10 protein-coding genes are annotated in these 14,243 nt (G+C 64.3%); all 10 read right to left on the minus strand.

The window, feature by feature from the left end:
• Positions 1-152 precede the first annotated feature (152 nt).
• The 10 genes from PSH86_RS13625 to PSH86_RS13670 all read right to left on the minus strand — a co-directional run bounded on the left by PSH86_RS13625 (position 153) and on the right by PSH86_RS13670 (position 14,232).
• The gene (locus PSH86_RS13625) at positions 153-755 is read right to left on the minus strand and encodes a glutathione S-transferase (protein WP_212802336.1); all 603 of its coding nucleotides are present in this window, start codon (positions 753-755) and stop codon (positions 153-155) included.
• On the minus strand, positions 752-4,393 hold the full coding sequence (locus PSH86_RS13630; protein ID WP_305490246.1) for an AAA family ATPase: 3,642 nt from the start codon (positions 4,391-4,393) through the stop codon (positions 752-754). Before PSH86_RS13630 ends, PSH86_RS13625 begins: the two co-directional genes overlap by 4 nt.
• Positions 4,390-5,634, minus strand: coding sequence for an exonuclease SbcCD subunit D C-terminal domain-containing protein (locus tag PSH86_RS13635; protein ID WP_176688035.1), 1,245 nt, complete (start codon positions 5,632-5,634; stop codon positions 4,390-4,392). Before PSH86_RS13635 ends, PSH86_RS13630 begins: the two co-directional genes overlap by 4 nt.
• Positions 5,635-5,894: 260 nt before the next feature.
• Positions 5,895-7,532 carry a BatD family protein gene (locus PSH86_RS13640; RefSeq protein ID WP_163853977.1) on the minus strand — a complete coding sequence of 546 codons (1,638 nt, stop codon included), beginning with the start codon at positions 7,530-7,532 and terminating at the stop codon, positions 5,895-5,897.
• On the minus strand, positions 7,529-9,265 hold the full coding sequence (locus PSH86_RS13645) for a tetratricopeptide repeat protein (protein WP_305490247.1): 1,737 nt from the start codon (positions 9,263-9,265) through the stop codon (positions 7,529-7,531). The genes PSH86_RS13640 and PSH86_RS13645 overlap by 4 nt, the downstream gene beginning before the upstream one ends.
• Positions 9,262-10,341, minus strand: coding sequence for a VWA domain-containing protein (locus tag PSH86_RS13650; protein WP_109756069.1), 1,080 nt, complete (start codon positions 10,339-10,341; stop codon positions 9,262-9,264). The genes PSH86_RS13645 and PSH86_RS13650 overlap by 4 nt, the downstream gene beginning before the upstream one ends.
• Positions 10,334-10,828 (minus strand): DUF4381 domain-containing protein, encoded by a 495-nt coding sequence (locus PSH86_RS13655; RefSeq protein ID WP_109756070.1) that lies wholly within the window; start codon positions 10,826-10,828, stop codon positions 10,334-10,336. Before PSH86_RS13655 ends, PSH86_RS13650 begins: the two co-directional genes overlap by 8 nt.
• Complete coding sequence (locus tag PSH86_RS13660) at positions 10,825-11,769, minus strand: DUF58 domain-containing protein (protein WP_109756071.1); 945 nt, start codon at positions 11,767-11,769, stop codon at positions 10,825-10,827. Before PSH86_RS13660 ends, PSH86_RS13655 begins: the two co-directional genes overlap by 4 nt.
• Positions 11,770-11,778: 9 nt before the next feature.
• The gene (locus tag PSH86_RS13665) at positions 11,779-12,738 is read right to left on the minus strand and encodes a MoxR family ATPase (RefSeq protein ID WP_109756072.1); all 960 of its coding nucleotides are present in this window, start codon (positions 12,736-12,738) and stop codon (positions 11,779-11,781) included.
• A 516-nt stretch (positions 12,739-13,254) separates the two neighbouring features.
• Positions 13,255-14,232 carry a D-glycerate dehydrogenase gene (locus PSH86_RS13670; RefSeq protein ID WP_305490248.1) on the minus strand — a complete coding sequence of 326 codons (978 nt, stop codon included), beginning with the start codon at positions 14,230-14,232 and terminating at the stop codon, positions 13,255-13,257.
• Positions 14,233-14,243 lie beyond the last annotated feature (11 nt).

Raw genomic sequence — 14,243 nt, forward strand, 5'->3', positions numbered from 1 at the left:
TTGCCCGTAGTGGAGGTTGATTTTCTCTGTGGGAGCAAAGCTTGCTCGCGATGAACGATGACGCGGTTCTTTTCAGGGACTGAGGCGTCTGCATCGCGGGCAAGCCTTGCTCCCACAGAAGTGCCCCTCGCCACAGGGCTGTGTGCAGGCAGTTACTTGGCCATTATCGCCATGAACAGCTCGGACTCCAGAAACCTTTGCAACCAGTCCTGTAGCCGCGGGTAGGGCGCCTGGGCGAACCATTCACGGTCGACATGGGCGAACTGGCGCACGAACGGCATCAGCGCCACATCGGCCAGGCTCTGGTGATCCGCCGCCAGGAATGGCCGGGTTTCAAGTAATGCTTCCAGCCGGCGCAGAAAGACCTCGCCCTCGACCCGATAGTGCTCCACCGAGTGTTCAGGATGGCGCTCAGGGTATTTGTAGCGGTTCAGATGCAGCTTGAAGACCTGGTCGTTTTCCTCGATCAACGCTGCCGTCAACGCCTGGCCTTCGGGGTCGCCGAGCAATCTCCAATTATCCGGGTCCTGCTGCGCCAAGGCCCAGCGCATGATATCCAGGCTTTCATCGATCACCCGACCATCGACCTGTAGCACCGGCACCGTGCCTTTGCTGGAGAGTGCGAGCATCTCGGCTGGCTTGGCCTTCAGGCTGACCTCGACAATCTCCACCTCGACCGCGCTATAGCGCAATGCCATGCGCGCCCGCATCGCGTAGGGACAGCGCCGGAAGGAATAGAGCGTGGCGTGGCTCATGTCACCTCCACCGTGCTCAAGCCGTTGCCCTGACGCCGGACCTGGATCTGTACCGGGATCCGCTCGTGCATTTCCTGCACGTGGGAAATCACCGCGACCTTGCGACCTTGGGCCTGCAGTCCGTCGAGGGCGTCCATCGCCAGTTGCAGGGATTCAGGATCGAGGCTGCCAAAACCTTCGTCGATGAACAGCGATTCGATCTTCAGGGTGCTGGACGCCATCGAGGCCAGGCCCAACGCCAGGGCGAGGGAGACCAGGAAAGTCTCGCCGCCGGACAACGAATGCACCGAGCGCAGTTCATCGCCCATTTCCGTGTCCATCACCAGCAGCCCGAGCATGCTGCCGCCACGCTTGAGCCGGTAGCGGCGCACCAACTGCCTCAGTTGGGCGTTGGCGTGGTGCACCAGCAAATCGAGGTTGTAGGCCTGGGCCAGCTTGCGGAAGCGGTCGCCGGTGGCCGAGCCGATCAGCGCATCCAGGCGTGCCCAGCGTTGGTACTCGGTGTAGGCCTGGTCGATCTGCTGGGCCAGGGCCTGGTTGGCGTTCTGTCGGCGTTGGTCCTCGGCCTGTTCGGCGCGCAATTCGGCGCAACGCTGTTCGCTGACGGCGAATTGGGCCTGCAAGTCGGCGAGGGCCTGGGCGAGTTGTTCGGGCGCCAGGTTGCCGTTGTGCTGGGCCTGGTGGTTTTGCAGGCGCTGCTCGCGTTCGGTGAGCAGTACGCGGGCCTGTTCGATGGCTTTCTCGCTGTTGAGCAAGCGTTGGCGCAACTGGCTGACGGGCTGTTCGTCGAGGCTGAGCAGGGCCTCGAGAGAGGCGTCGTCCAGTTCGGGATGGGTCGTGCGCCATTGCGCGATGCCCGTTGCCAGGGCCTGGAGTTCGCTGTCTAGGGACTGGGCCTGTTCCTGCCGGGCCTTGAGTTCGGCGGCCAGTTGCACGAGGTTGTTGCGCAATTGCTGCAGCTGTTGATTGGCCGCTGCTTCGCCAAGACGAGCCTGTTCCAGGGCCTGATCGAGTTGTTGCTGCCACTGTTCGGCGCTGGCGTGTGAGCCCAGCAGGTGTGTGAGTTTTTCCTGGCAAGCGTGATGTTGTTCGGTCAGGGCCTTGAATTGCTGCTGCGCCGATTCCAATTGCTGCACGCGGGTCTGCTGGCGGTCCTGTTCCTTCTCCAGGGTTTGCTGACGCTGGAGTTGTTCGCCGAGCTCGTCACGCTGCTGTTCCAATTGCTCCAGGCGTTGGGCGATCTGCTGGTCGAGCTGCATGAAGGTGGCGGCGGGCTCGGTGCGCAAGGCCTGCAACGTGTCTGCTGGCAACAAGGCGCTGAAGTGATGCAACTCATCGTCCAGGCGCTGGCGATCACGGGCCAGTTCCTGCTGCTGGTTGCTCAGTTGCTGTGATGCCTGCTGGCTGGCCGTTTCGGCATTGCGCAGTTGCTGCGCCAGGCGCGCGGCGTCCTGTTGCAGGGTCAGCAGGGCGGTTTGCCGTTGTTCGTCCTGGTTGATGTGCTGGTGCAACTGGCTGTTCTGCTGCGCCAGCCAGGCGTCGCGTTTGTTCGAATCCTGGGCCAGCAATTGCGTCGACAGCGGGTGGGCTTCAAGGCTGGGCGCCAGGCTTTGTTGCTGGGCGGCGAGTTGTTCCTGCTGCTGCTTGAGCTCCTTGAGTTGGGCGATGACGCCACTGTATTGGGCCCGCAGGTCGATGACTTTTTCATTGAGCAGGTCGACGGCCTTGCGGACGTTGGCCTCTTCGGTTTCATCGAAGCGCCCGAGGCTTTGCAGCAGGGCTTCGGGCTGATGGTAAGGATGCTCGACGCTGCCGCACACCGGGCACGGTTGCTCGTCCTGCAACTGCGCGCGCAGTTGCTCGACGCTTTCACTGCGGGCCAGGCGCTGACGCTCCAGCAGTTCCCGGGTGACGGTCAGGGTCTGTTCGGCAATGGTCAGTTCGGCCTTGGCTTCGCCGCCTTCACGCACCAGCCGGTCACGTTCCTGCAGCGCTCGTTGCTGGCGCTGCTCAAGCTCGGCCCCGCGTTTGTCCAACTCTTGCTGACTGGCCCACAACCGGGTCAGGTCTTCGAAGGCGCGTAGTTGCTTGCGGTTGTCTTGCAGAAGGTTGCCGAGCAACTGGATCTGTTCGGCCACCGCTTCCGGTTCAGCGCCGGCTTCTTTATAGAGCACTTCGAGGTTTTGTCGCTGGTTTGCCAGCGCCTCGACGGCGCGCGCGGCGCTTTGTTCCAGGGCGGTGAGTTCGGCCTGGCCCTTGTTCAAGCGATTGCCGATCAGCATCAGTTGTTGGAGGCGATCGCGATAGGCGTTCCAGGCATCGCTCAGCGGTGCCAGGTGCGTGCTTTGTTCAAGCTCGCCGGCGATCCGCAGCAAGCGCTCGGCCACCAGCCTTTGCTGTTCGAGCAGGCTGTCAATCGTGCGTTGGCCTTCGCTGCAAGCTTGTTGCGCCTGTTCCTGGCGCTCGGCGCTCTGGCTGACGTCCCTGGCGAGGCGGGCGAGGGTACTTTGCTCGTCGAAGGCCTGACGCAGCAACGGCGCGCTGTCGCTGCTGTGCTGGCGAGCGGTGGTCAGTGCCAGTTGCGCATTGGCCAGGTCCTTCTCCAGCGTGGTCTGCTGTGCCTGCAAGTCGATCTGCTGCTGGGTGAGTTGCTGGATCTGCACCGCCAACGGTTCGAGCTGGCGGGTCAGTTCCGTCTGACGAATGAACTGATGCCGCTGGGGCGCCAGTTGTTCCAGGCGCGTCAATTTCAGGCGTTCGTCGGCCAGCGCATCCCAATCGACCTGGGCCTGTTGCAGTTGTTCGGCGGCGCTGGCGTGTTCGTCCTGCAACTGGCGCAGGTCCTTGAGCCAGGTGTGTTGCAGCTCCAACTGCTTGAGTTGTGCCTGTTGGGCCTTGAGTTGCTGCTGGGCGTCGTTGAAGCGCTGATCCAGTTCGGCCCGGGTCTCCGGGGCCAGCGGTGTCACGCCGGTAGCCTGGTCCTGCAACTGCTTGTGGGTTTCCTTGGCTTGCTTGGCCTTGTCGAAGGCACGGCGGCCGAGGCGGGTGTACAGGGCGGTGTCGGTGAGTTTTTCCAGCAGTTCGCTGCGGTCGTTGTCATCGGCCTTGAGGAACGCGCTGAACTCGCTCTGGGCCAGCAGCACGGCGCGGGTGAACTGTTCGAAATTCAGGCCCAGGGCGGCTTCGAGCTGGGCCTTGTACTCGCCTTTCTGGCTCGCCAGCAGTTGATCGTTGTCCAGGTCCCGCAGGCTCTGGCGGCTGGCTTGCAACTTGCCACCGGCCTTTTCCCGGGCGCGATTGGCTTCCCAGCGGGCCCGATAGCGGCGCCCGTCGATGCCGCGAAAATCCACTTCGGCATAGCCATCGCCGGTACCACGGCGCAATAGCGTGCGCGGGTCGCCTGTGGCGATTTCGCCATCGACGTCCGGCACCTTGGCGTCGCGTCCGGTGTTATTGAGACGTGGCACGGCGCCGAACAGCGCCAGGCACAAGGCGTCGAGCAGGGTGCTCTTGCCGGCGCCGGTGGGGCCGGTGATGGCGAACAGGCCGGCGCTGGCCAAGGGTTCGGCGGTGAAATCGATTTCAAAAGGCCCGGCCAGGGACGCCAGGTTCTTGAGGCGGATCGCGAGAATCTTCATGGTTGCTCGCTCTCCATCTGCACGTCTTGCAATAGCACGGCAAAATCCTTGAGGGTCTGTTCGTCCACTTCGTTGCCGTAGGTGTCCAGCCAGGCGCGGCTGAACAGCTCCTGCGGGCTGAGTTGATCCAGCTCCACCAGCGCGCCGCCGTCATCAGCACTGCCGGTGCCACCGTTGCCGGCGTATTCGGCAGCGATCCGTACCAGGCGTACGGCCTTGCCTTGCAACGCGGTTTCAACCTGGTGACGCAGGTCGGGTTGCGGTTCGTCGAGGCGCACCCGCACTTCCAGCCAGGGTTGACGATGGATGTCGGCCAGCAGGTCGATGTCGGGCAGGTCCTTGAGCTGCGCCAGGATCTCGGCCAGCGGTGCCGGACCCAGGCGTTGCAGGTTGACGGCCCGGGGAATCAGGCGTGGCTCGACCTTGACCAGGGTGTCGCCGTCCAGGGTGATGTCGAGGATCTGATGCTGATAGCCGATCTCCGAGAATGACAGCGGGATTGGCGAGCCACTGTAGCGGATGCGCTCTTCACCGTTGACCTTCTGCGGCTTGTGCAAGTGGCCGAGGGCGACGTAGCTGATGGTGGGGCCGAACAGGCTGGCGGGCAGGGCCTCGGCGTTGCCGATGATCAGGCTGCGTTCGGAATCCTCGGACACCGAACCGCCGGCCATGTGTGCGTGACTGATGGCGATCAGGGCCTGGCCTTTCTTGCGCTTGCTGTTGGCGGCGGCGATCAGCCATTCATGGACCTGGCCGATACCGCGCAGGTAGTCGTCACCCAGTTGCGCGCCGGTGACTTCGGCGGGGCGCAGGAACGGCAGGGCCAGGCACCACGCCTTGACCTTGCCCTTGGCGTCGGGCAATGGCAGCAGCAGGCGCTCGACGTCCAGTTGCCCGTCGTCCAGCCACAACACCCGACCCAAGGCATGGGTACGCAAGCGGCGCATCAGCGGCGCCGGCAACTCGATCCGCGAGCCGGAGTCATGGTTGCCAGCGATCATCACGATGGTCAGGTTGGCGTTTTGCTCATGGGCGCTGACGATGAAATCGTAGAGCCGCTCCTGGGCTTTGACCGGCGGGTTGACGGTGTCGAAGATATCCCCGGCGATCAGCAGTACGTCGGGTTTTTCGTGGGTCAGCTGACGCAGCAGCCAGTCGAGGAAACAGGCGTGTTCGAAATCGCGCTCCTGGCCGTGCAGGTTTTGCCCCAGGTGCCAGTCGGAGGTGTGAAACAGACGCAAGGTAAACTCCAGGAAACAGATGATGGCCGCGGTGAAGAGAAGGGCGGCTAAAAGAAGCAGAGTTTACTGGGAAACTGGGGGGAGGACTTGTTCAACTTCGAGGTATCTGCTGCAGCGCAATCCTGTGGCGAGGGAGCTTGCTCCCGCTGGGCTGCGCAGCGGCCCTTGTTTTGCGATTGCTGCGCAATCGAGCGGGAGCAAGCTCCCTCGCCACAAAAGCTCAAAAGCTCAAAAGCTCGAAAGCTACAAAAAGGAGCGGTTTATTTAGGATAAAGCGGCGGCAATCCCGAATCACCGGCCGAATCCAGCGCCCCTTCGGTGGGCGGGATGGTGCGAATGGCCCGCCACAGGTCTTCGCCTTGCCAATGCTGGCCGGTTTCGCTGTAGAGCGCGCCGTTGAGGCCGTCGAGGGCGTCGGACAACGGCACGAACCGCGCGGCCATGTCGGCCAGGGTTTCCGGTTGCTGCCGGGCCCAGGCGTCCAGGGCCTGGCGGGTGGCGTGTGGATCGTTGGCCAGGCAGGCGCGCTTGAGGTCGTCCAGCAGAGTGCGCGGGCTCGGCCCGGCCTGGGTCGAGCGCAGGATGGCCGGTTGCCAACGGGCGCGCCACCACAAGCCAAAGCCGAGCAGTGTCGTGCAAGCCAGGATGAAAGTGCTCAGTTGCCAATACCACAGGGTCTCGCTGTCGACCGTCGTCACGATCTGCGCCGTACCCGCCGGCGTATCCACCATCAGGCTTGGGTTATTCGCCACTTGCAGGGTCCGCGCCGGCAGGCTGGTGCGGTCCAGGTGGTCTTCCAGGGTGTTCCACCAGACCACTTCCACCGGTGGCAATTCGATGGTGCCGCTGCGGTTGGGCACCAGCGCCTCGCGGTCTTCGCGGCTGCCCACCAGCCCGCGTTCACTGCTGCGGCTGCTGAGTACCGGCTGGTCCGGATAGCGCCGCAAGCCATTGATCTCGGTGGCCGGGAGGGGCGGCAACTGGGCACTGGCCAGGCCTTCGGCTTCCAGGGTCAGGCTGCGGGTCAGGGAATCGCCGACCTGGCTGTGAGTCGGTTCGGGGCTCCAGCTCTCGCTCAAGGACAGACTGCGTGCTGGCAGCCAGGGCACATCGGCTGGGTAGCTGGCGGGCTTGGGGTTGACGGTCAGCCGCAGTTGCTCGGAACTGACGCGCATCAGTTGGCCGGGTTTCGGCCCCGAAGGCACCGCGTCCTGGGCCACCGGCTCGACCAGGGTGGCGCTGAAGGTCTGGGCCGGAATCGTCAGTTCACCGCTGCGCTGCGGATAGATGCCGTAGCGCAGTTCGATCACGCCGTGGCGCACATCGTTGATGACCTTTTCATAAGTGCGCGATTCGCCCAGTTGTTCGGTGCGAGCATCGGGGATGTGCAACGGCGTCAGGCTGCTGTCGTCGTACAGCGACACCGAATGGTAGATGCGCAGGGTCAGGATCGCCTGGGCCTGCACGTACACGTGGGTCTGGTCGAGACTGGCCTCGATGAACACCGGCGCCAGGGTCCCCGATGCGTTGCGGGTTTCGCTTTCGATCACTTGCAAGGTGATCGGCTGGCTGGTCACCTCGCCCAGTTGCAGCGGGGGAATGATCACGGTGCCGCTCTGGCGTGGCAGCAGGGTAATGATCCAGCGGGTGGTGGCGCGGTTCTCACCGTCGAGGGTCGTCAACTGGTTGACCTGGCGGGTGCCGCGCACGTCGAACAGGGCCTGGAGCGGGCCGAGGTCGGGTTTGCCGAACAACGTGGCATCGTTGGATTCCAGGGTCAGTTCCACCGTTTCCCCGGAGTTCAGGCGGCTGCGATCGACACTGGCAGTCAGCTGTGCAGCCTGGGTTCCAGAGGCCCAGAGCAGCAAGATGAGTAGGTAGGCGGTGAAGCGGGTCATGGGGTTTTTCCCTGGGCCTGATGGCTTTGCTGTTCATACCAGAATTTACGCCTGAGCAGCTCGCCAGGATTGTCCGGGATCTGGCGCAGCCATTGTTCCAGGGCCTGGCGTTGTTCTTCTTCATTGCGCTGGCCGGCGGCGGGGCGCAGCGGCGGGGTGGTGGTCTGCTCGTCCGGTAGCTCGCTGCCCGGTACATCCTGGGCGGTGGGCGGTTGTGCCGTTCGCGGGGGCTGGGATTCGTCCGGCGTCGCGGTTGCCTCGGAGGAGGGCTGCCCCGGTTCGGAAGACTGGCTGGGTGAATCGGCATCCGGCGCTTGCTCGGCGGGGCCCGGTTCCTTGCTTTCGTTGGGCTTGGGTTCTGGCGCCGGCGGTGCCTGCTCGTTCAACAGGCTCTGCACCAGGGCCCTGTTGGTCTGGGCAGGGCGCAGGTCGGGCTGCAACTCCAGGGCTTGCTCATAGGCATCCAGCGCTGCTTCCAGTTCACCGCTGCGGGCCAGGGCGTTGCCACGATTGTAGTGCGCGCGGGCGTCGTTGCCTTCGGCGAAGCGCCGGGCGGCTTCGCTGTATTGGCCGGCTTCGTACAGGGCAACACCTTGCCACTGGCTGTCCTCGAAATGCGCGGCGGCCTCGGCGGGGCGTTTTTGCTTGAGTAAGTGCTGGCCCTGTTGGTCGGCGCGCAACCACAGGTCCTGGAATTCGAAGGCGTGGCCAGTCTGCGGCAACACGAACAGCAACGGCAGGCAGAACAGCCAGCCTCGCCGCCCGGCGCAGGCGGCCAGCAGCAACAGGGGCAGGAGCAGCCAATAGCCCTGGTCGGCCCAGGTGTCCAGGCGCAACGTTTGCCCATCGCTGCGCAGGTGGCGAGGACCGTCCAGCAGGCCCAGGCCACGCAGGTCGCTATCGTCCAGCCGCGCCGGCCGGTAGCGGCCGTCCAACTCGTTGGCGAAGGCCTTGAGGGCCGGGCTGTCCAACCGTGGCACCAGGATCGCACCCTGGGCATCCTTGAGGTAACTGCCATCTTCCTGGGCCACTGGTGCGCCTTCCCGGGTACCGATACCCAGCATCAGCCATTGGGTGGCGGAACCATCCAGTACCTGGCGAATGCCTGCACGTTCCTGCTCGTTCAGCGACGAACCGATCAGCAGGATCCGGCCGTGGCCGAGCTCACCCTGATCCAGCAGGGCCATGGCCTTGTGGACCGCCAGGTCGGCACGATGACCGCCTTGGGGCATGATCGACGGGGCGAGGGCTTCGAGCAGGTTGGCGCTGGTGGACAGGTCGTCGGACAGCGGCACCAGCGTGTGGGCGCTGCCGGCATAGACGATGATCGCGGTCTGGGCATCGCTGCGGTTGTGCAGCAGGTCCAGGACCTTGCGCCGGGCTTGTTCCAGGCGCGTGGGCGGGACATCGGTGGCGAGCATTTCCGGGGTCAGTTCCAGTACCACCACCAGCGGGTCGGCGGGTTTCTGGCTGGTCTGTTCGACCCGCGCCCAGCTCGGCCCCAGCAACGCCAGCACGATCAACAGCCAACCCAGGCCCAGGGCAATCCATGGCAACCGGCTTTCACGGCCGCTGCCACCGCTGAGCAGCACGGCATGGAAGGCAGGCGGCAGGATCATCTGCCAGCGGCCCACCCGTTTCTGTCGATGCCACAGTTGCCAGAGCAACCAGCCCAGCAACGGCAGCAGCAACACGAACCAGGGGCGCAGCCAGTGTGGCCAGAGGGCGATCATCGACGCCTCCGCAAGCGCAGGCGCTTGAGCCGCTGGCGCCACTCGGTGTGTTGGGCCGGCTGGAACAGCGGCTGGTTGAACAGGCGCTGCAACGGATTGTCCGGCCAGCGCGCCCGGGCCACCAGCAACATGCTCAGCAGCAGGGCCACGGCCAGGGGCCAGTGATACAGCGCCAGGGCAGGGCGGGCCTGGGTCGGTTGCTGGGTCACCGGTTCGAGCTGGTCGAGGGTGGTCTTGATCGCCAGCAATTGCTCACCGTCCTGGGCCCGAAAATAGCGGCCGCCGGTGGCCTGGGCGATATCCTTGAGGGTCGCTTCGTCGAGGTCCAGGCTCGGATTGACACCGAGAAAGCCTGCCGTGCCGCTTTGTTCCGGGTCGGCACCGATGCCGATCGGGTAGATTTTCACGCCTTCATCGGCGGCCAGGCGCGCGGCGGTCAGCGGATCGATTTCGCCGCCGTTGTTGGCACCGTCGGTAACCAGGATCAGTACGCGACTGTGGGCCGGCCGCTGGCGCAGGCGCTTGAGGGCCAGGCCAATGGCGTCGCCGATGGCGGTATTCTTGCCGGCAATGCCGATGCGCGCCTCATCGAGCCAATGGCGCACGGTGCGCCGGTCGAAAGTCAGCGGTGCCTGCAAGTAGGCCTGGCTGCCGAACAGGATCAGGCCGACCCGGTCACCTTCGCGCCCTTCGAGAAAGTCCCCGAGCATATGCTGGACCAGCGCGAGGCGACTGACTTCTTCGTCTTTCCACTGCATGTCGGGAAAGTCCATGGAGCCCGAGACATCCACCGCCACCAACAGATCACGGCCGCTGGCGGCAATGGGCAACGGCTCCCCCAGCCACTGCGGTCGTGCCGCGGCGATCAGCAACAGCAGCCAAAGCAGGATAAAGGGCGCCTGTTGCCGCCAGGTCGGCAGATTGGCCCGGGCTCGACGGCCCACCAGGCCTTCCAGGTCCCCAAGGAAGCTGACCTTGAGCGCCGGCTCGCCACTGTCGGCCGCCGGCAGCACCAGGCGCATCAGCCAGGGCAGCGGCAACAGGGCGAACACCCACGGCCAGGCGAACTCAAACATGTTTGCGGATCCAGATTTCGACTGCCTGGGTCAGGCCGGCGATGGCTTTGTCGTCGAGCTTGCATTCGGGCTTGTAGGCGCCTTCCACCAGTACCATCCAGCGCGTCAGGCCGGCGGCCGGGCAACGGTTATCCAGGAAGGCCAGCCATTTACGCCCGTTGAGGGTGTGGCTCTGGCTGTAGGGATAATGGTTGCGACACAGGCGCTTGAGCAGTCCGTTGAGCTGTTGCAGCCAGGCACCGGCCGGTGCGCCGTCGTAGGGCTTGGGCAGCCGGGCGAGTTCGGCCAGGGCGGCCAGGCGCACCGGGTCCAGGGGTTGTTCGCTACGGACGGTGGTGCGCTGGGTCGGAATGAACCGGCGCAATTGCCACAGCCCCAGACCCAGCAACGGCAATACCACCAGCAGCAACCACCAGCCTGGCGCGGGCGGCCAGAAACCAATGGGGGGCGGTGCCATCAGCGGCTGCAATTGATCCAGATTGCTCATCGGCTTTTCCCGGCCCGCTTGGGGTTCAGGTATTCACGCAGTTGTTCGACCATGTCGCCCTGGGTACTCAAGGGCATCATCAGGATCCGCAGTTTCTGCGTCAGCAGTTCCCAGCGCTCCTGGCGCGCCTCGGCCTGGGCGCGATAGGCCTGGCGCAGTTCGAAATTCAGGGTGTCGAGCTCCAACTGTGAACCACGTTGGGCGAAACGCAACAGGCCGGCGGCGGGCAGGGCATGGTCCAGTGGGTCCGACAACGGCAACAGCAGCAGGTCGCAATGGCGAGACAGCAGGCTCAGTTGCTGCTCGGCGCTGTCGGACAACGCACGCTCGTCGCAAATCACGATCACCAGGCTGCCGGGCCGCAGCACTTCCCGGGCCCGGCGCAGGGCGATGCCGAACGAGTCGCGGTCCGGCTCGCCCTCGGTGTGCAGTGATTGATTGACCCGCACCAGCCGGTTGAGCAATTGCAACAGGCTCTGTTTGCTGCGCCGCGGTTTGACCTCGTAATGGGTGTTATTGCCGAACACCAGGCCGCCGACCCGGTCATTGTGTCCCAGCGCGGCCCAGCCGATCAGGCTGGCGGCCTGGGCGGCGAGCACCGATTTGAACATCAGCCCCGAGCCGAAGAACAGCCGGTGGCTTTGCTCGATCATGATGAAGATCGGTCGCTCGCGTTCTTCGTGGAACAGTTTGGTATGCGGCTCCTGGGTCCGGGCGGTGACACGCCAGTCAATGGTGCGCACATCGTCGCCGGCCTGGTAGACCCGTACCTGGTCGAAGTCCACCCCGCGTCCGCGCAGCTTGGAGTGATGCAGGCCGATCAACGGGCTGCGCTGGCCTGGTGTCGAGAACAACTGCACCTCGCGCACGCGATGGCGCATCTCGATCAGCTCCGAAAGGCTGACGCGGATGCCCGGTGCGGGCGTCAGTGGGTTATTCATGACTCATGCTCAAGCGACAGCGACGACGTCGAGAATCCGCTGCACGACCCGGTCCTGGTCGATGCCGGCGGCTTCGGCTTCGAACGACAGGATGATGCGATGGCGCAGCACGTCGAACAGCACGGCCTGGATATCTTCCGGGCTGACAAAGTCGCGTCCGGCCAGCCAGGCATGGGCACGGGCGCAGCGGTCCAGGGCAATGGAGCCCCGCGGGCTGGCGCCGTAGGCGATCCACTCGGCCATTTCCGGATCGAACTTGGCCGGATTGCGGGTGGCCATGATCAGTTGCACCAGGTACTCCTCCACGGCGTCGGCCATGTACAAACCGAGGATTTCCTTGCGCGCCGAGAAAATCGCCTGCTGGCTCACGCGGCGTTCGGGCTTGGTCTCGCCGTTCAGCGCTTCACCCCGGGCCTGCTGGAGAATGCGGCGTTCCACCGTGGCATCGGGAAAGCCGATCTTGACGTGCATCAGGAAGCGGTCGAGCTGGGCTTCGGGCAGCGGGTAGGTACCTTCCTGCTCGATCGGGTTCTGCGTGGCCATCACCAGGAACAGTGGCGACAGTTCATAGGTACTGCGCCCGACGCTGACCTGGCGCTCGGCCATGGCTTCGAGCAAGGCCGACTGGACCTTGGCCGGGGCGCGGTTGATTTCGTCCGCCAGCACCAGGTTGTGAAAGATCGGCCCTTGCTGGAACACGAAGCTGCCGGTCTCCGGGCGATAGATTTCCGTGCCGGTGATGTCGGCGGGCAGCAGGTCGGGGGTGAACTGGATGCGATGGAATTGCGCTTCGATGCCCTCGGCCAGCTCTTTGATGGCTTTGGTCTTGGCCAGCCCAGGCGCGCCTTCCACCAGCATGTGGCCGTCGGCGAGCAGGGCGATGAGCAGGCGCTCGATGAGTTTTTCCTGGCCGAGAATCTGCGTTGAAAGAAAGGTTCGCAGCGCCAGCAGCGCTTCACGATGTTCCATCGATGACTGTTCCTGGAAAGGGTGGCCCAGGCGTTCGGATAACGCCGGGGCTGGGGGCGTTACTTTAATGCATGGCGGGGGGTGGCGACTAACGGGATTTTGTCTGGTGTGCGGATTTGTGATTGGTTTGGATTCATTGTGGGAGCGGGCTTGCTCGCGAAGGCGGTGTGTCAGTGGACGAAAATGTTGCCTGACACTGCGCCATCGCGAGCAAGCTCGCTCCCACAGGAGAGTTGGCGGGGGACGCGGGGTCAAGGAACACCACAGATCCATTGTGGGAGCGAGCCTGCTCGCGAAGAGGCCGGCACATCCAGCCGCATCGTCTCAGACAGACCGCTATCGCGAGCAAGCTCGTTCCCACAGAAGTTTGTGGTGAACACCGATTCCATGAACACCCGAGACCAGTGTGGGAGCCGAGCTTGCTCGCGATGGCGGCGATACGTTCAACTTCAATGCAGGCTGACCCACCGCTGTCGCGAGCAAGCTCAGCTCCCACAGGAGTTGGCGGTGAATGACTCAGCCCTTCCACGCTCTCGGATTCACCAGATTCACCGGCCGCTCTCCCGCCAACGCCATCAGCAGATTATCCACCGCACAACGTGCCATCGCTTCCCGGGTCTCGTGGGTGGCCGAGCCCATGTGCGGCGTTGCCACCACGTTGTCCATCTGCAACAACGGTGAGTCCGCACTCAAGGGTTCGCGCTCGAAGACATCCAGCCCCGCGCCACGGATCTGTCCGTCGCGCAGGGCGTCGATCAGTGCCGCTTCGTCAACCACCTTGCCCCGGGAGATATTGATGAAGATGCTTTCGGGGCGCATCTGCGCGAACGCTTGCGGCCCGATCAGCCCTTGGGTCTCGGCGGTCAAGGGCAAAGTCAGGCAAATGAAGTCCGCCTGGCGTAACAGCGTCTCGAGGTTGCAGTAACGAGCGCCGAACCGCTGCTCGACCGCGGGCTTGGGCGAGTGACTGTGGTAGATCACCGGCATGCCGAAACCGAAATGTCCGCGCTGGGCCAACGCTTCGCCGATACGGCCCATGCCGATGATGCCCAGGGTCTTGCCGTGGACATCGCTGCCAAAATGCTTGGGGCCGATACTCTGTTGCCACTGCCCGGCGCGAACCAGGTTGGCCAGTTCCACCACGCGTCGGGCGGTCGCCAGGATCAGGGCGAAGCCGGTGTCCGCAGTGGTTTCAGTCAGTACGTCCGGGGTATTGGTGAGCAGGATCCGGCGTTCGGTCAGGTAGTCGATGTCGTAGTTGTCGACCCCCACCGAGACGCTGGCGATGGCTTGCAGGTTCGGCGCCAGGTCCAGTAGTTGCGCATCCAGCTTCAGGCTGGCTCCCAGCAGGCCGTGGGCACCAGGCAAGGCGTCGCGCAGTTGGGCCAGGCCTTGCCCATCGAGACGCTCGATGAGAGTGACCTGGGCCTGCGCTTGCAGGCGGTCCATCAGTTGCGCCGAGAGCGCTTTGTACAACACCACGTGCTTTTTCATGGGGGGCTCGA

Origin of the sequence: Pseudomonas sp. FP2300 (assembly GCF_030687595.1) — a bacterium.
Taxonomy (GTDB): domain Bacteria; phylum Pseudomonadota; class Gammaproteobacteria; order Pseudomonadales; family Pseudomonadaceae; genus Aquipseudomonas; species Aquipseudomonas bijieensis.

Excerpts from the sequence above, each read along its gene's own strand:
- PSH86_RS13625 (WP_212802336.1), bottom strand. The coding sequence starts at position 755 with ATGAGCCACGCCACGCTCTATTCCTTCCGGCGCTGTCCCTACGCGATG.
- PSH86_RS13630 (WP_305490246.1), bottom strand. The coding sequence starts at position 4,393 with ATGAAGATTCTCGCGATCCGCCTCAAGAACCTGGCGTCCCTGGCCGGG.
- PSH86_RS13640 (WP_163853977.1), bottom strand. The coding sequence starts at position 7,532 with ATGACCCGCTTCACCGCCTACCTACTCATCTTGCTGCTCTGGGCCTCT.
- PSH86_RS13645 (WP_305490247.1), bottom strand. The coding sequence starts at position 9,265 with ATGATCGCCCTCTGGCCACACTGGCTGCGCCCCTGGTTCGTGTTGCTG.
- PSH86_RS13650 (WP_109756069.1), bottom strand. The coding sequence starts at position 10,341 with ATGTTTGAGTTCGCCTGGCCGTGGGTGTTCGCCCTGTTGCCGCTGCCC.
- PSH86_RS13655 (WP_109756070.1), bottom strand. The coding sequence starts at position 10,828 with ATGAGCAATCTGGATCAATTGCAGCCGCTGATGGCACCGCCCCCCATT.
- PSH86_RS13660 (WP_109756071.1), bottom strand. The coding sequence starts at position 11,769 with ATGAATAACCCACTGACGCCCGCACCGGGCATCCGCGTCAGCCTTTCG.
- PSH86_RS13665 (WP_109756072.1), bottom strand. The coding sequence starts at position 12,738 with ATGGAACATCGTGAAGCGCTGCTGGCGCTGCGAACCTTTCTTTCAACG.
- PSH86_RS13670 (WP_305490248.1), bottom strand. The coding sequence starts at position 14,232 with ATGAAAAAGCACGTGGTGTTGTACAAAGCGCTCTCGGCGCAACTGATG.